The sequence below is a fragment of the Vreelandella lionensis genome, from assembly GCF_002087295.1.
Lineage (GTDB): Bacteria > Pseudomonadota > Gammaproteobacteria > Pseudomonadales > Halomonadaceae > Vreelandella > Vreelandella lionensis.
Genome location: NZ_MWVI01000099.1, coordinates 67,525 through 81,358, shown reverse-complemented (window position 1 = coordinate 81,358; position 13,834 = coordinate 67,525). Strand labels below are relative to the sequence as shown.

Here is a 13,834-nt window from a genome sequence, read left to right as displayed (position 1 = left end):
CGCTAGTTACCCTCCACGTTGGCAGTGTCTTCTTCTAGCACTTCTTTGACTTCGTCAACTTGAGGGGCATTATCTTCCAGGAGCCAAGCATCCGTCATTGCACGTGCCAGGTGTGCGGCATGCGTACTGCCGCCACCGGCATTTTCAACAATCACCGACACCGCAATTTTCGGTTCTTCAATGGGCGCAAAAGCCATAAAGAGCGCGTGGTCTCGTAGCCGCTCCTCTAACTCCTCCGCGTTGTAACGCTGATCCTGGCCGAGTGAGAACACCTGGGCAGTGCCTGACTTACCGCCCATACGGTACTCAAGCCCTACGCCAGTGCGCCTTGCTGTACCTTCGCTACCGTTGAGTACCTTCTCCATCCCGCTATATACACGGTTCCACCAGTTATCGTTGGCCAGCTGAATATCGGGGAGCGTATCGGGTAGTTCTTCGGGCACTGGCTCTTCACCAATACGCAGGGCAAGGCGAGGCTTCACCCAGTGCCCACGGTTTGCCAACGCGGCAGTGGCGCTGGCCAATTGCAGAGGTGTGACCTGCCAGTAGCCTTGGCCAATCCCCACCGATAGCGTTTCACCGGGGTACCAGGGCTGGTTGAAACGTGCTCGCTTCCAGTCTCGGGAGGGCATGAGTCCAGTGCTTTCCCCCTGCACATCGTGGGCAACGCGCTGGCCAAAACCAAAGTTGGTCATACGCTCATGGAGCTTATCAATGCCGAGGTCATGAGCCAGCGTGTAGTAGTAGGTGTTGTTGGAGACCGCTATCGAGCGCTCCATATCGACACGGCCATGCCCCCAGCGCAGCCAGTTACGGTAGCGTCGGGAGTCGTTTGGTAGCTGATAAAAGCCGGGGTCATTAATGGTGCTGTCGGGGGTAATGACCCCATCCACCAAACCTGCCAGGGCCAGAAACGGCTTGATGGTGGAGCCCGGCGGGTAGTGTCCTCGAATGGCACGGTTAAACAGTGGGAGGTCGATATCTTCCTGCAGTGCTCGATAAGAGGCTACGTCGATCCCGGTCACAAACTGGTTGCTATCAAACCCAGGGGTCGACACCATCGCCAGAATCTCACCAGTATTTGGCACAATAGCCACAATAGAGCCACGCCGACCATCCAAAAGCTCGTAAGCCAGCATCTGCAGGGAACGGTCGAGAGTAAGCGTTAAGTTAGCGCCGGGCACCGGGTCAGTACGGCCAAGCTCGCGAAGCACGCGACCAGGGGCGTTGGTCTCTACGTTGCGTAGGCCCGCCTCTCCATGTAGCTCGGTTTCGTAAAAACGCTCGACACCGGTCTTGCCAATAAAGTGCGTGCCCGCGTAGCGGCCTGGGTCTAAGTCCTGTAGCTCTTCGGCGTTAATACGTCCCACATACCCCAGAGCATGAGCCATGACTTCAGCATCGTGATAGTAGCGCAACAGCTGGGCTTCCACTTCAACACCAGGCAGCCGGTGGCGGTTAACGGCCAGTCGCGCAATCTGCTCTTCGCTTAAGTCACTCATCAGCAGTGCAGGTTGAAAAGGACGCTGACGCTGCCGCGAGCGCACCTGAAATGCCTCTATCTCTTCCTCAGGTAGCTCTAATAAATCGACGAGCAGGGCCAGAGTGTCGTCTAGATCATCAACACGCTCACGCACCAGGGTAAGGTTGTAGGTAGGACGGTTTTCCGCCAGCAGCGCACCGTTACGATCGTAGATAAGCCCGCGGTTAGGCGGCAGAGGCTCGACGCGTACCCGGTTCTTCTCGGAGCGCGTGCTGTATAAATCGTGTTGAACGATTTGCAAATAGCCAAGGCGGCTTACCAGCAAGCTCGTCAACACAATCACTACCAAGACAGCAAGCAGCGCCCTGACACGGAAAATACGCAGCTCTTGCTCAGGATTTTTTAGCGTGTCACGGCGCTGGGGCATGGCAACAGATGACTCTCAAATCAAACAATAAAAGCGGGGGCCCCAGTGGGGAATAAATGCAACATAACGGCTAGTGATTAACTCTGTGTTGCTCACTAGCGGTGATAGGGGTGGCCCACTAGCAGTGTCCAGGCGCGATAAAGCTGCTCTGCCAACATAATTCGCACGAGCGGGTGAGGTAGCGTTAGCGGCGAAAGTGACCAAGCTTTATCAGCCATAGCGGAAAGCGCAGGCTCTAAGCCGTCCGGGCCACCCACCAACAGCACCACATCACGCCCTTCCATGCGCCAGCCATCCGCTTCCTGCGCCAACTGTTCGGTGGTCCAGGGTTTGCCCTTTACCTCCAGCGCCACCACGATTTCATCGCCACGCAGCTTTTCACGAATTCGCTGCGCCTCTTGCGCGCGGGCTTTAGCGATATCAGCATTTTTGCCACGCTGGCCAAGCGGTATTTCTTCAATTTCCAGCGTGAAATCCCGAGGGAGCCGCTTGCGGTAGGTCTCAACGCCTTGTTCCACCCATGCAGGCATTTTTGTACCCACCGCTAACAGCCGAATCCTCATGACATCGTGGCTCGCTCTTCAAACTGCTTCAGCGATTCACTAATCGCGCCAGCGTCGCTAGGCAGATCTGCCCAAAGGCGCTCCAAGTCATACAGCGCACGGGCTTCTGGAAGCATAATGTGAACCACCACATCGCCCAGGTCGACCAGCACCCAGTCGGCATTATCGCCACCTTCAACACCGCGAGGGTGAAGGCCGGATGCCTTGGCTTTTTCGACAACGTTCTGGGCCAGTGCGGCCACGTGGCGGGTAGAAGTACCGCTGGCAATCAGCATCAGATCGGTAACTTCGGTTAATTTCGCAACGTCGAGTTGAGTAATATCGCGTGCTTTAAGCTCTTCTAGCGCGTCAATCGCTAGGTTTTTCAGTGTATCGATGTGCATGACTCCTGAAGGCAACCCCTTGTGGTGGTATCGAGTGTCGTTACTAACGTCGGTATTTCGAGTGGCATCAGCCTGTAAGCGGGCCATTGTAACGGCTTCTTTCACGACTGCCAGCGCTATTCATCGGATTGATAAAGCCCTTGATAAAAAATAGCCTGTTCTCCCGCTTCTGGTAGTAAGTAGCGCACGCTTTTACCCGCCTGCAGCCGCTCCCGAATATAAGTGGCAGATATCGCCATTAAAGACGGCAACTCAAGCATCAACATTCCGCCTCTCGTGCGCTGCATTAATACATCGACACTATCGACTTCTCGATTGCCGACCAGTTCCTTCAATGCTGAGGGCCAAGAAGATTGATAACCTGGGCGGGCAATGACCACTAGGTGGGCCAACTCGAAAAGCTGCTCTGCACGGTCCCACTTCGCCAAACGTAAAAAGGCATCGAAGCCGATCACCATGACTAACGGTACATCGTCGCCATACTGCTGGCGGAGTTCCGCCAGCGTATCCACGCTGTATGAGGGGCCGTCGCGCTGAAGCTCTCGATCATCCGCTAACAGCCCTGGCGTATCGCCAATGCCCGCTTTTAAGAGGGCTAAGCGCTGGGCAGCCGACACCTGCGGTGTATCTCGCAGGGGCGGCTGTGGCGCGGGCACCATATGCAGCGTATTGAGGCCTAACACCTCGCGCACTTCTACAGCGCTGCGCAGATGGCCGTTGTGAATGGGGTCAAATGTCCCCCCGAGCATACCTACCCGCATTGGCCCGGCGATGCTGGGCGTGTCACTCATTGTCTAACCTGGCCGTCACCCAATCCGATATACTTTTGAGTCGTTAAGCCTTCAAGCCCCACCGGACCACGGGCGTGAAGCTTATCAGTGGAGATACCGATTTCTGCCCCTAACCCATACTCAAAGCCATCCGCAAAACGGGTAGAGGCATTCACTATCACTGAGCTTGAGTCCACTTCGGCCATAAAACGCCGCGCCAGCGAGTAGTCTTGAGTCACAATCGCGTCGGTATGGTGCGAGCCGTAGCGCTCAATATGCTCAATCGCCTCTTCCATTCCATCGACCACTTTAATGGCGAGGATCGGCGCCAAATACTCCGCATGCCAATCGTCCTCTGTAGCCAAAGTGGCTTGGGGAAGTAACGCGCGCGTGCGCTCACAGCCACCCAGCTCTACCTGATGTTCTGCATAGGCCCGGGCCAGCTCCGGCAGCAAAATATCGGCAACGGGCGCATCCACCAGCAGCGTCTCCATGGTGTTGCAGGTGCCATAGCGGTGCGTTTTGGCATTAACGGCAATCGCCACGCTTTAGCGGGATCGGCGGTGGTATCAATATAGACGTGGCATACGCCGTCCAAATGTTTGATAACCGGTACTTTAGCTTCGCGGGAAATACGCTCAATCAGTGACTTACCGCCGCGAGGAATAATCACATCAATATAGGCAGGCATACTGATCATTTCACCTACGGCCGCACGGTCGGTAGTGGCCACTACCTGCACACTGCCCGCTGGCAGGCCCGCATCGGCTAGCCCTGCCTGAAGGCAGCGGCTAAGCGCTGCATTAGAGGCGCTGGCTTCAGAGCCACCGCGTAGCACGCAAGCATTTCCCGATTTAAGACACAGGCTGGCCGCTTCGATCGTTACATTGGGGCGTGACTCATAAATAATGCCGATAACTCCCAGCGGAACGCGCATTTTGCCAACCTGAATGCCGCTGGGGCGGTAGCTCATGCCGTCAATCTCACCCACCGGATCGGGTAGCGCTGCCACTTGGCGAAGACCTTCAATCATCGCGTCAATGCGCTGGTCATTCAGGGCCAGCCGGTCTAGCAGTGCATTGTCTAGCCCATTGTCACGCCCACGCTGCATGTCCTCGGCATTGGCCTGCAGAATATCACTGCGTGCCGCCGCCACACGTTGCGCCATTGCCTCAAGCGCTTGATTCTTAATGTGGGTATTGGCACGTCGCAATGCGCTTGCCGCTGCCCGAGCGCCCTGCCCCAGGGCCTGCATATACGCGGGCACATCCCCGGCAGCCAAATGGTGTTGGGCGTCTTCTTGGAATGCATCAGAACCGCGCATACTATCTCCCGGTGTTGTGGTCAGCGTTGCTAAGTGAAGTGGGCTTATATTACGCCATTTGGGCATTATACTGAGTGATTCAAAGGACTAGGCCAAGCAATGCGTTATGCTACTGCTAAATAGGCCAACCGCTATCAGGTAAATAGTAAGCCACCATGCAAAGCAAATACAAAATCAGCCTGCTAAGAGCCAATCTACTCGCCGCTGCCGTGGCGCTGGCTTTATGGACGCCCATGGCGCCGCCAGCAGCTGCCCTGTTACTCTGGCTGTCGGTTGGTTGGCTCTTTATTACGGCGCTGGTACTGGATTTTAGCCATCGCCGCTCTCCTGGGCTGCCCTGGCAGATGCTCGCTGGAACGCTACTACTAGGGTTAATTGCCGCCGCACCTGAGCGGCATGCGCTGCTTATTTGGGCATGGGGAGCAGTGTTTATGCTGCCTCAACATCGCTGGGCCGCCATTTTTAATGCATGCGCGGCCATGCTTAGCTGCTTACTACTCGCTCCCGTGGTGAGCCTACCGGAGTGGCTCCTAATGGTTTTATCGCTGGCAACACTCAGCGTACTGGCCCTTTCACGCACTCACCAGTTAATTAATATGAATGGCGATATACGCCAACGCCTAAGGCTAGTACCAGGAGCAAACCTATGGGCAGGCGAGCAGCTCTTACGCGATTTACTGCGAGAACAAACCCGCTCAGAGCGGGAAGCTATCCATGCCGAAGTGTTAGTCATTCAAGTAAAGCGGCACCAACTTTGGCCAGTCGCCCAAAAACTCTGCGAGTTGACTTATAAGTTTGAAAACGTCTATCGACTGAATGGCACGACACTCGCCACCCTCATATTATCGAGAACGCCCAAAGAGGCCGCTAAACGGCGCGAGCTCCTATGTGCTGTTCTACCCGACAGCGCCGCCATTTATCACCAGCCCCTAAGGGAGATCGAGCTGGCGTCACTCTCAATCGAAGCCCTAAGCCGCTACCCGAAACGTCGGCTAAGTGAGGCCGCATGAGAGTGCCGCCACTGCCCAAGCGACTGATGACTGCGGCCTATAGCGCCAGTATGTTCATCATGGTGGGCTACATGATGTGGCTGTACGCGATGGGCAGCTACCGCGAACTGCTAATACCGCTATTTTTGGCAATGCTGTTATTGGTCAGTTTGCTGATGCATTTAGGCCAAGGGTTTCGCCCCTGCATACCGCGCATACTGTTATTGGCGAGCATCTATATTGTTGTGCTAACCGCCACCTATACACAGCCAAGCCCAGCGCCCCTATGGCTCGGCTTACCCATTGCAGCCACATTTTTACTGTTGCCGCTTTGGAGCGCGCTTAGTCTGAATATGGTTTGCCTTTCCGCCTGGTGGTGGCTAGCACCTTTTGAGACGACTGCTTTTTCACTTAGTCATGTGGCGTTGACGCTACTGCTCGCCCTTCCCCCCTGGGAACATGCACGCCGCCGGGCGCTGCTGCGGGCCACAGACCCAAACGATAGCGACTGTGATGCTTACCATATTGATACGCTGAAAGAGCGGCTCAATAATGAATTTCAACGGGCGGCAATGCTCAATAAGCGCTTGGCGGTCCTAGTGCTTCACTTACCACAGTTGGATATGGCAGAAGAGCAGTTTGGTCACCGTGCACAAACCGCCTTATTGGGTGCCCTGTGCAGCGAGGTCAATAGCCGTTGCCGTGATCACGATATTCTGGGTCGCGCTGGCAATGCGACATTCTGGCTGGTCCTACCCGATACCAGTGAAAGTGGCGCCTTGCTTGTTAGGGAGCGCTTACAGAGAGCGCTTTCCCTTCGTGTGCTAGTGGAAACTGGGCAGCTAGAAGCGCGCATTACCACCTGCCTGCCTCTTCGCAAAGAGAGCTTCGAGCGATATGTACAGCGCCTGGAAGCGCGTGCCGAAGCTATTGCCAACGTGTAACCCATCTGCGGACGGAATCGCCCTTGTCTATCGCCGACACACTGTTATCTCTGTCGCTTTCACCTACGTTGCTGCTCCTACTGGTGCTGGGGATTGCCATGGTGGAATCTCTAGCGCTGGTAGGCTTACTGGTGCCCGGCGTTGTGCTTATCACTGCCGCTGCCTCTATGGCAGGGCATCAAATGGTCGCGCTACCGTGGCTAATCGGCGCAGCCTTCGCAGGGGCTGTACTAGGCGATGGGCTTAGCTACTTTTTAGGCTATCGCCACCGCGATACCGTGGTGACCCGTTGGCCGCTTTCGCTTCATCCCGAATGGCTAGGCCGAGGCGCCCGTTTTTTTGAGCGTTATGGTATCTACTCGGTGTTTATTGGGCGCTTTGTCGGACCCGTGCGCCCTATTATTCCGCTCATCGCGGGCATGATGCATATGCCAGCGCGCCCCTTTCTCTTAGCCAACGTAATTTCTGCTGCTCTTTGGGCACCGGCATACGTTTTACCCGGCTACCTGCTGGGCCACACTTGGCAACAGCGGCTCAACCTGCCCGCCAATGTTGAAATGGCCGTGGTGATGATGGCCGTTAGCGTCGTGGCACTGGCCATAATGTTCTCCTGGGGCCGCGCGCAAGTAGGTCACAAGGGGCGGGTGTACTTTGCAATTGCACGTATTGCTCGCCGAATACCCGCCATGCGCCGCCCGTGGCTCGCTATGAGTCGCAGCGGCGAGGTGCCTTTAGCCTCACTCTTTTTATGCATCATAGCGCTTACCGCAGCATCCGCCTGGACACTGATGGTCATGCAGCACCCAAGCCCTTTGCTGATTGACTTGCAGGCGCAGCGACTCTTCTCCTGGCTGGTAACTCCCTGGCTAACAGACGCCAGCCTGTTACTTGCCGAAGTGGGCGATAAAGCGGGGATTATTACACTCGTCGCCCCTTGGGCACTCTGGTTGCTGTTGGTCAAACGTATTGACCTACTTGCCCATGGGGCGCTAGCGCTGGGTGGTATTGGCGCACTCAACACATTAGGTAAAGCCGTATTTGCGCGGGCTAGGCCTGACACACCGGACTATTTAGTCGGGTCATTTTCCTACCCAAGTGCACATACCTCCACATGGGTAGTAGTGGTGGGTATCACGGCAGCCTTTGTCGCGTCACAGCTGCCGAGACAAAGGCGGATGTGGGTATATTGGCTTGCCATTGCCATCACGATCCCAATGGCACTTTCGCGTCTGATCATTGGTGTCCACTGGCTCAGCGACTTAATGGGCGGTGTGCTGCTTGGTCTGGTCGTCTGTGCGCTTGTTCAGCTTAATTGGCAACGGCGTTATCGCCCTCCTTTGCCGTCTTTTCCCTGGCTTGGGCTGCTGCTTGGGTCACTGCTACTCATCATTCTACGTGTTACTTTTTTCCCGCCCGTTTAAACATGGGGATTCATGCAGGGAATGACTCGTTCAACCCAATGCCAGCCACACGCCTACGCCCATCATCAATGTGCCCGCGATGCGGTTAAGCAGCCTCACATTGCCGCTTTTACCTAGCAGCTTACGCAACGTTTTGCCGCCGGTGGCGTATACCAACATACTGGCAAACTCAATGGTGAGAATGACCGCAATCAGCATGCTCAGCTGCGGGGCAAGCGGCCTGCTACCGTCTAAAAACGGCGGCAGTAGCACCATAAAAAACGCCCATCCCTTTGGGTTGGCAACGGCCGTCACCAAACCTTGGGTGGCAAGCTGAAGACGCCCAGCGGCAGGGCCAGTATCTAACTCGCTTGGAATCGCCATGCGCCCCCGTGAGCGCCACATCATAATTCCCAGATAAGCCAAGTAAGCGCCGCCTACCCACTTAAAAGCGATAAACAGCTCTGGCTGGCGAAGCATCAATGCGGCCACGCCCGCACCAGCGGCGGCAGCCACAAACCCAACGCCAATCAACTCCCCCACCATCATCCACAGCGTGCGCTTCACCCCTTGGGTCATGCCCAGCACCATGGCAAGCGTCATGCACATACCGGGGGTTAAAGAAACAAACAGAAACGTGGGTACAAACACCGATAGCGTCGCCCATGACATCATGATTAGCCTTCCTTGTTCTCCGCATCGCTGGATGCATGTGTTGAATGCTGCTCTTCGCCCCAGCGGGGCATCAGGCGGTGGGCAATACCCAACTGATTGAGTATGCGCGCAACAATAAAGTCGATCAGATCTTCCATGCTTTGAGGGCGGTGATAAAACCCTGGAGCGGCGGGCAAAATCACCACACCCAGGCGGCTAAGCGCCAGCATGTGCTCTAAATGAATGGGAGAAAACGGGCTTTCGCGTGGCACCATCACCAGCGTACGGCGCTCTTTGATGGCGACATCGGCGGCGCGCTCAATCAAATTATTGCTGGCGCCGGTCGCAACCGCCGAGAGCGTGCCCGTCGAACAGGGGCAAATCACCATAGCCGAAGGTGCGCCTGACCCAGATGCTACCGGTGCCATCCAGTCTTCTCGACCAAAACAGCGAATTTGCCCTGGTTGGGCACCGCTTTTTTCTGTGAGCGCCTCTACCAATCGCTGCGGCTGGGCAGGGAGTGACACATCCGTTTCCGTGGCAATCACCATGTGAGCCGCTTTGGAAATCATTACCCACACTTCATGCCCCGCCTCGACCAGCACATCGATCAAGCGAAGACCATACTGAGCGCCTGAAGCACCTGTTAGTGCTACTGTTACCGGAGGTTTAAACATTGTCACTTCGACTGCTCCCGCGCTGTTAATGCATCTAACAACCGCTCGTGCACTCCCTCAAAACCACCATTAGACATCACCACAATACGATCTAGAGGTGACGCTTGAGTGACCACCGCTTCCACTAGAGCATCAATATCGTAAACCAGCGCGGCACGCTCTCCTTGAGCTCTACCAGCGATTCCAGCGACCAAGCCACTCCCGCTGGCTGAAACCAGAACACCGCATCCGCATCGGCCACGCTATCGTTCAAGCGCTCCCGCAATGCGCCCAAGCGCATGGTGTTCGAGCGGGGTTCAATCACCGCCAACAGGCGACCCTCAGTAGTGGCGGCGCGCAGGCCTTGCAGCGTCGCGGCCATGGCCGTCGGGTGGTGGGCAAAATCATCAATCACCTGAATGCCATTGACCTCACCTCTCACCTCTTGCCGACGGCGAGGTGTTTTAAACCGCGCCAGCGCGGCACAGGCACGCGCCAAATTCACGCCACATAGCCGTGCAGCGGCGAGTGCCGCTAGCGCATTGCGAGCGTTATGCTCGCCGGTTAACCCCCACTCCACAACGCCATCTTCTTCGCTTTGGTCTCCCACATACAAAACCTGAAAACGGCTTGCGTCGGCACGTTCTAAGCGCAGCTGCCACTGGCTATCCGTATCGGCCCCGAAATAGGCCACCGGAGACCATGCGCCCATCTCTAGCACCCGTTCAAGCGCGGGCTGCTGATCGGCCACCAATAAATGCCCTTGGCTGGGAACGATACGCACCAAATGGTGGAACTGGCGCTCGATAGCGGCGAGGTCAGGAAAAATATCAGCATGATCAAACTCAAGGTTATTCAGTACCGCAATCGTCGGGCGGTAGTGAACAAACTTGGAGCGCTTATCAAAAAAGGCCGTGTCATACTCATCGGCTTCTACCACAAAGGGGGCGTCAGCGCCGCCTAGTCGGGCGGAAATACCAAAATTACGCGGCACACCGCCAATCAGAAAACCAGGGGCCAGCCCCGCACTCTCTAGCAGCCACGCCAGTAAACTAGCGGTGGTGGTTTTGCCATGAGTGCCCGCCACCGCAATCACTTTGCGGCCAGGCAGTACATAGTCAGCGAGCCACCGCGCCCCTGAGGTGTAGCGCATGCCACTATTAAGCAGTGCCTCCACCTCTGGATGGCCCCGTGAGAGTGCATTACCCACGACTACCAAGTCGATAGCGCCGGAGAGGTTGGTTTCCCGATACCCCTCCATCAGAGTAATGCCCGCCTCAGCGAGCTGCGTGCTCATCGGTGGGTACACGTTGGCATCAGAGCCACTCACCTCATGACCTAACTCACGGGCAAGTAGTGCAAGGCTCCCCATAAAGGTGCCACAGATACCGATAATGTGCAGACGCATGGGCCAAGCGCTCCCTTCCTAACCATTTCAAACGATTGAACTTACTAAACACATCAATCAACGAGCGCTGAGATTAGCACGCCACGCGGTGTTGCTCATCTCGTTCCCCGCGCGACATGGCATTACAGGCTCAGAAAGTGACAATTCTGACGATTTATTGCAGGATGCGCGCACCTTTTCTTAATCGACGTCCAACAACCCGTCCACTACACACGCTGTAAAGCAGTGCAGTGAGAGGAGACAACCATGCGCATCTTAATTCGTTACTTCTTTCGGGGCGTTCGCGTCCTGCTAGCCCCCGTCATGCTGATCTCCGAGAAGCTATCAACGCCAAAAGCCGTTGAGCGCACCTCAGAAGAGCAGGCTCAGGTAGACGCAGCTTGCCAGCAACTCGCGCTCTACCAGTTCAGAACGTGCCCCTTCTGTATCAAAGTGCGTAAAGAGATTGCCCGGCTGGGGCTTAATATTGAGCTTCGCGATGCCCAGCTAGACCCTGCACATAAGCAAGCCCTGCGGGAAGGTGGCGGGAAAGTAAAAGTCCCCTGCCTAAAAATTACCGATGACGCAGGGCAAGCCACTTGGCTCTACGAATCAGATGAGATCAACCGCTGGCTTCACCAGCGTTTTGGGGCGTAATTGCAGCGACATACGCTGCCTAAAACTCGACCTTTTGCGCGGTAATATCGAAGCGCACGCTGAGCGGCACGCCCTCCGAAGCGCTGGGGGTTGACTCCAGCGTGTGCTGAAGCGCTAACTGCCCTTCAATGTGGCCCACCACATGGAGGTCTATCCCGGTTTGCTCAACGTGGCTCAGCGTTACTGTGATATCGCCACCCTCAGAGGTATAGAGAGGCGGCATCGCCGTTTCGCCCATAAACTGCACCACGCTTGCCTCCATGAGTTCCTCATTCTCTAACGTTAAACTCATCGCCAATGCCTGTTGAGCATCCCATTCAACTGGATCAATAAAACCAGTGACCTCGATTTTCAGTTGATCACCTACCTCCATAAACGACGCATTTGAATCGTCACCTTGGCGTAATACAAACCAGGCATACTCATCTTCACCCAAGGTACCCACCATATCCGCCGTTTCATCAGCGCTTACCAACAATGAACACCCTGCGATGAGACTGACAGCCAGCCAGCTAACACATTGTTTCAACATAGTCTGTTATGCCCTATCTATTGAGTTAGGTGTTGATCGTATTCTCACACCGCTTAACTATCGACTTTTGTCTAACATCCTATGCTACAACGTCCGCCGTTAGCCCCATCATTCAGCAGATGAATGATGCCAGTCATTATTTCGATTGTATGACGCCACCACCTCTCTCTATGTTGTCAGCATAGCTTACGAGCTGGCCGTGTCTGTTTTACTGACAAGTACCGCGCTGAACACTTCCTCAGTAAGACGAACAATAAACAACATGCATGGGAACATTTATGACGCTCAAGAAGACGCTACTGGCCTCTGTGATCGGTGCTACTGTGGCAGCAACAGCCATGTTGCCGATGACCGCAAGCGCCGAAACCCTCCGTATCGGCTATTCCGCTGACCCTGAAACCCTGGACTTGCATGAGCAGCTGTCAGGCGGCGTACTGCGTTTTTCGCACCTCGCTTTTGACCCGCTGGTTCGCTGGACCAAAGATTTTCAGTTTGAGCCGCGCCTAGCCACTGAGTGGTAGCAGGTAAACGACACCACCATGCGCATGACCCTGCGCGAAGGCGTTACTTTCCATTCCGGTAACCCTTTCACAGCAAAAGATGTCGTGTGGACCATTGAGCGTCTGAAAGAGAGCCCGGACTACCGCGCCATTTTTGACCCGGTTGCCAGCGCAGAAGCCGTTGACGACTACACCGTCGAAATCACCACGTCTGAGCCCTACCCGCTGCTGTTGAACCTCGCCACCTACATCTTCCCGATGGATAGCGAGTTCTACACAGGCGAAACCGAAGACGGTAACGACAAAGCCGAAATCGTTAAAGCGGGTAACTCCTTCGCTTCACGCAACGTATCAGGCACCGGCCCGTTCATCGTCACTGACCGTCGCCAGGGTGTCCGCGTTGACTTCAAACGTTTTGAAGACTACTGGGATACCGAAAGCGAAGGCAACGTTTCTGAAATCGTGTTAACGCCGATTGCTGAAAATGCCTCACGCGTGGCGGCCCTGCTGTCTGGCGGCGTTGACTTCATCGATGCCGTTCCGCCTAACGACCTTGATCGTGTGCGTGACGCCGACGGTGTGGAATTGGTAGAAGTGCCCGGCACCCGCATCATCGGCTTCCAGCTCAACGAAGAGCGCGTTGAAGCCTTCCAAGATGCTCGCGTTCGTCAAGCCGTTGATCTGGCTATCAACCAGGAAGGCATCGCCGACCGCTTAATGCGCGGCTTCGCCACGCCGGCTGGCCAGTTCTCTCCGGAAGGTTACTCTGGCCACAATCCGGATCTCGTTCCCCGTTACGACCTTGAGCGCGCCCAAGCGCTGATGGCCGAAGCGGGCGACGAAGAGGGCTTCAGCGTTGATATGATCGCGCCGAACAACCGTTACGTGAACGATGCGCAGTTGGCCCAAGCGGTTGCCAACATGCTCGCTCGCATTAACATCGAATGAACCGCGCTACGCCAAGCTGCCGGATATCATGAAGGCCAAGAAGAAGCCGTTGGATGTCAAAACCCCTACTGACTACGGCGTGGAAGTGGCCTCCAAGGTTACGCTGCTCAAAGTGCAATCCCCCGCCGAGCGCAAAGGCGGTATCAAAGTTGCCTCGGTGGACGAGCTGATCGACAAACTGAAAAACGAAGCCAAAGTGCTTTAAAAGGAGCTGATC

At 55.6% G+C, this 13,834-nt stretch carries 11 protein-coding genes and 4 pseudogenes; 6 read left to right on the top strand and 9 right to left on the bottom strand.

The genetic code is table 11. The features are described from left to right. Positions 1–2: 2 nt before the first annotated feature. The 5 genes and pseudogenes from mrdA to B4967_RS16395 all read right to left on the bottom strand — a co-directional run bounded on the left by mrdA (position 3) and on the right by B4967_RS16395 (position 4,950). Positions 3–1,910: a penicillin-binding protein 2 gene (gene mrdA, locus B4967_RS16415; RefSeq protein WP_083026370.1), complete on the bottom strand. Its 1,908-nt coding sequence runs from the start codon at positions 1,908–1,910 to the stop codon at positions 3–5. Positions 1,911–2,005: 95 nt separating this feature from the next. Then, positions 2,006–2,473, bottom strand: a complete 468-nt coding sequence (gene rlmH / locus B4967_RS16410) for a 23S rRNA (pseudouridine(1915)-N(3))-methyltransferase RlmH (RefSeq protein WP_044628085.1) — start codon at positions 2,471–2,473, stop codon at positions 2,006–2,008. Beyond that, a complete protein-coding gene (gene rsfS / locus B4967_RS16405) occupies positions 2,470–2,856 on the bottom strand; it encodes a ribosome silencing factor (protein ID WP_083026369.1) in 387 nt (128 codons plus the stop codon). Before rsfS ends, rlmH begins: the two co-directional genes overlap by 4 nt. Positions 2,857–2,972: 116 nt before the next feature. Continuing rightward, positions 2,973–3,647: a nicotinate-nucleotide adenylyltransferase gene (nadD, locus tag B4967_RS16400; protein WP_243470663.1), complete on the bottom strand. Its 675-nt coding sequence runs from the start codon at positions 3,645–3,647 to the stop codon at positions 2,973–2,975. Further along, a pseudogene (locus B4967_RS16395) lies at positions 3,644–4,950 on the bottom strand (glutamate-5-semialdehyde dehydrogenase). Before B4967_RS16395 ends, nadD begins: the two are co-directional and overlap by 4 nt. Positions 4,951–5,105: 155 nt before the next feature. Between B4967_RS16395 and B4967_RS16390 the strand changes: the two are divergent. From B4967_RS16390 to B4967_RS16380, 3 genes are read left to right on the top strand one after another with little or no spacing between them, the layout of a single operon-like run. Then, positions 5,106–5,960: a hypothetical protein gene (locus B4967_RS16390; RefSeq protein WP_083026367.1), complete on the top strand. Its 855-nt coding sequence runs from the start codon at positions 5,106–5,108 to the stop codon at positions 5,958–5,960. Beyond that, complete coding sequence (locus B4967_RS16385) at positions 5,957–6,883, top strand: diguanylate cyclase domain-containing protein (protein WP_083026365.1); 927 nt, start codon at positions 5,957–5,959, stop codon at positions 6,881–6,883. The genes B4967_RS16390 and B4967_RS16385 overlap by 4 nt, the downstream gene beginning before the upstream one ends. Before the next feature lie 23 nt (positions 6,884–6,906). Further along, on the top strand, positions 6,907–8,304 hold the full coding sequence (locus B4967_RS16380) for a bifunctional DedA family/phosphatase PAP2 family protein (RefSeq protein WP_083026363.1): 1,398 nt from the start codon (positions 6,907–6,909) through the stop codon (positions 8,302–8,304). Between the two features lie 30 nt (positions 8,305–8,334). Here the strand turns inward: B4967_RS16380 and B4967_RS16375 are convergent, their stop codons facing one another. From B4967_RS16375 to mpl, 3 genes and pseudogenes are all read right to left on the bottom strand, one after another. Further along, positions 8,335–8,958: a LysE family translocator gene (locus tag B4967_RS16375; RefSeq protein ID WP_192859224.1), complete on the bottom strand. Its 624-nt coding sequence runs from the start codon at positions 8,956–8,958 to the stop codon at positions 8,335–8,337. Between the two features lie 2 nt (positions 8,959–8,960). Continuing rightward, complete coding sequence (locus tag B4967_RS16370) at positions 8,961–9,614, bottom strand: flavin prenyltransferase UbiX (protein ID WP_083026362.1); 654 nt, start codon at positions 9,612–9,614, stop codon at positions 8,961–8,963. Between the two features lie 2 nt (positions 9,615–9,616). Continuing rightward, positions 9,617–11,001 (bottom strand): annotated as a pseudogene (gene mpl / locus B4967_RS16365) (UDP-N-acetylmuramate:L-alanyl-gamma-D-glutamyl-meso-diaminopimelate ligase). A gap of 246 nt (positions 11,002–11,247) precedes the next feature. On the opposite strand from mpl, the gene B4967_RS16360 reads away from it, so the two are divergent. Beyond that, positions 11,248–11,637 carry a glutaredoxin family protein gene (locus tag B4967_RS16360; protein ID WP_083026360.1) on the top strand — a complete coding sequence of 130 codons (390 nt, stop codon included), beginning with the start codon at positions 11,248–11,250 and terminating at the stop codon, positions 11,635–11,637. A gap of 19 nt (positions 11,638–11,656) precedes the next feature. On the opposite strand, the gene B4967_RS16355 is transcribed toward B4967_RS16360, so the two are convergent. Next, positions 11,657–12,112 (bottom strand): hypothetical protein, encoded by a 456-nt coding sequence (locus B4967_RS16355; RefSeq protein WP_243470662.1) that lies wholly within the window; start codon positions 12,110–12,112, stop codon positions 11,657–11,659. Between the two features lie 335 nt (positions 12,113–12,447). Between B4967_RS16355 and B4967_RS16350 the strand changes: the two are divergent. Together B4967_RS16350 and B4967_RS16345 are read left to right on the top strand one after the other, a co-directional pair. Further along, a pseudogene (locus B4967_RS16350) lies at positions 12,448–13,614 on the top strand (ABC transporter substrate-binding protein); the annotation flags it as partial. Continuing rightward, positions 13,604–13,822: pseudogene (locus tag B4967_RS16345) on the top strand (electron transfer flavoprotein subunit beta/FixA family protein); the annotation flags it as partial. The pseudogenes B4967_RS16350 and B4967_RS16345, both read left to right, overlap by 11 nt. Between the last annotated feature and the right edge of the window lie 12 nt (positions 13,823–13,834).

Excerpts from the sequence above, each read along its gene's own strand:
- mrdA (WP_083026370.1), bottom strand. The coding sequence starts at position 1,910 with ATGCCCCAGCGCCGTGACACGCTAAAAAATCCTGAGCAAGAGCTGCGT.
- rlmH (WP_044628085.1), bottom strand. The coding sequence starts at position 2,473 with ATGAGGATTCGGCTGTTAGCGGTGGGTACAAAAATGCCTGCATGGGTG.
- rsfS (WP_083026369.1), bottom strand. The coding sequence starts at position 2,856 with ATGCACATCGATACACTGAAAAACCTAGCGATTGACGCGCTAGAAGAG.
- nadD (WP_243470663.1), bottom strand. The coding sequence starts at position 3,647 with ATGAGTGACACGCCCAGCATCGCCGGGCCAATGCGGGTAGGTATGCTC.
- B4967_RS16390 (WP_083026367.1), top strand. The coding sequence starts at position 5,106 with ATGCAAAGCAAATACAAAATCAGCCTGCTAAGAGCCAATCTACTCGCC.
- B4967_RS16385 (WP_083026365.1), top strand. The coding sequence starts at position 5,957 with ATGAGAGTGCCGCCACTGCCCAAGCGACTGATGACTGCGGCCTATAGC.
- B4967_RS16375 (WP_192859224.1), bottom strand. The coding sequence starts at position 8,958 with ATGATGTCATGGGCGACGCTATCGGTGTTTGTACCCACGTTTCTGTTT.
- B4967_RS16370 (WP_083026362.1), bottom strand. The coding sequence starts at position 9,614 with ATGTTTAAACCTCCGGTAACAGTAGCACTAACAGGTGCTTCAGGCGCT.
- B4967_RS16360 (WP_083026360.1), top strand. The coding sequence starts at position 11,248 with ATGCGCATCTTAATTCGTTACTTCTTTCGGGGCGTTCGCGTCCTGCTA.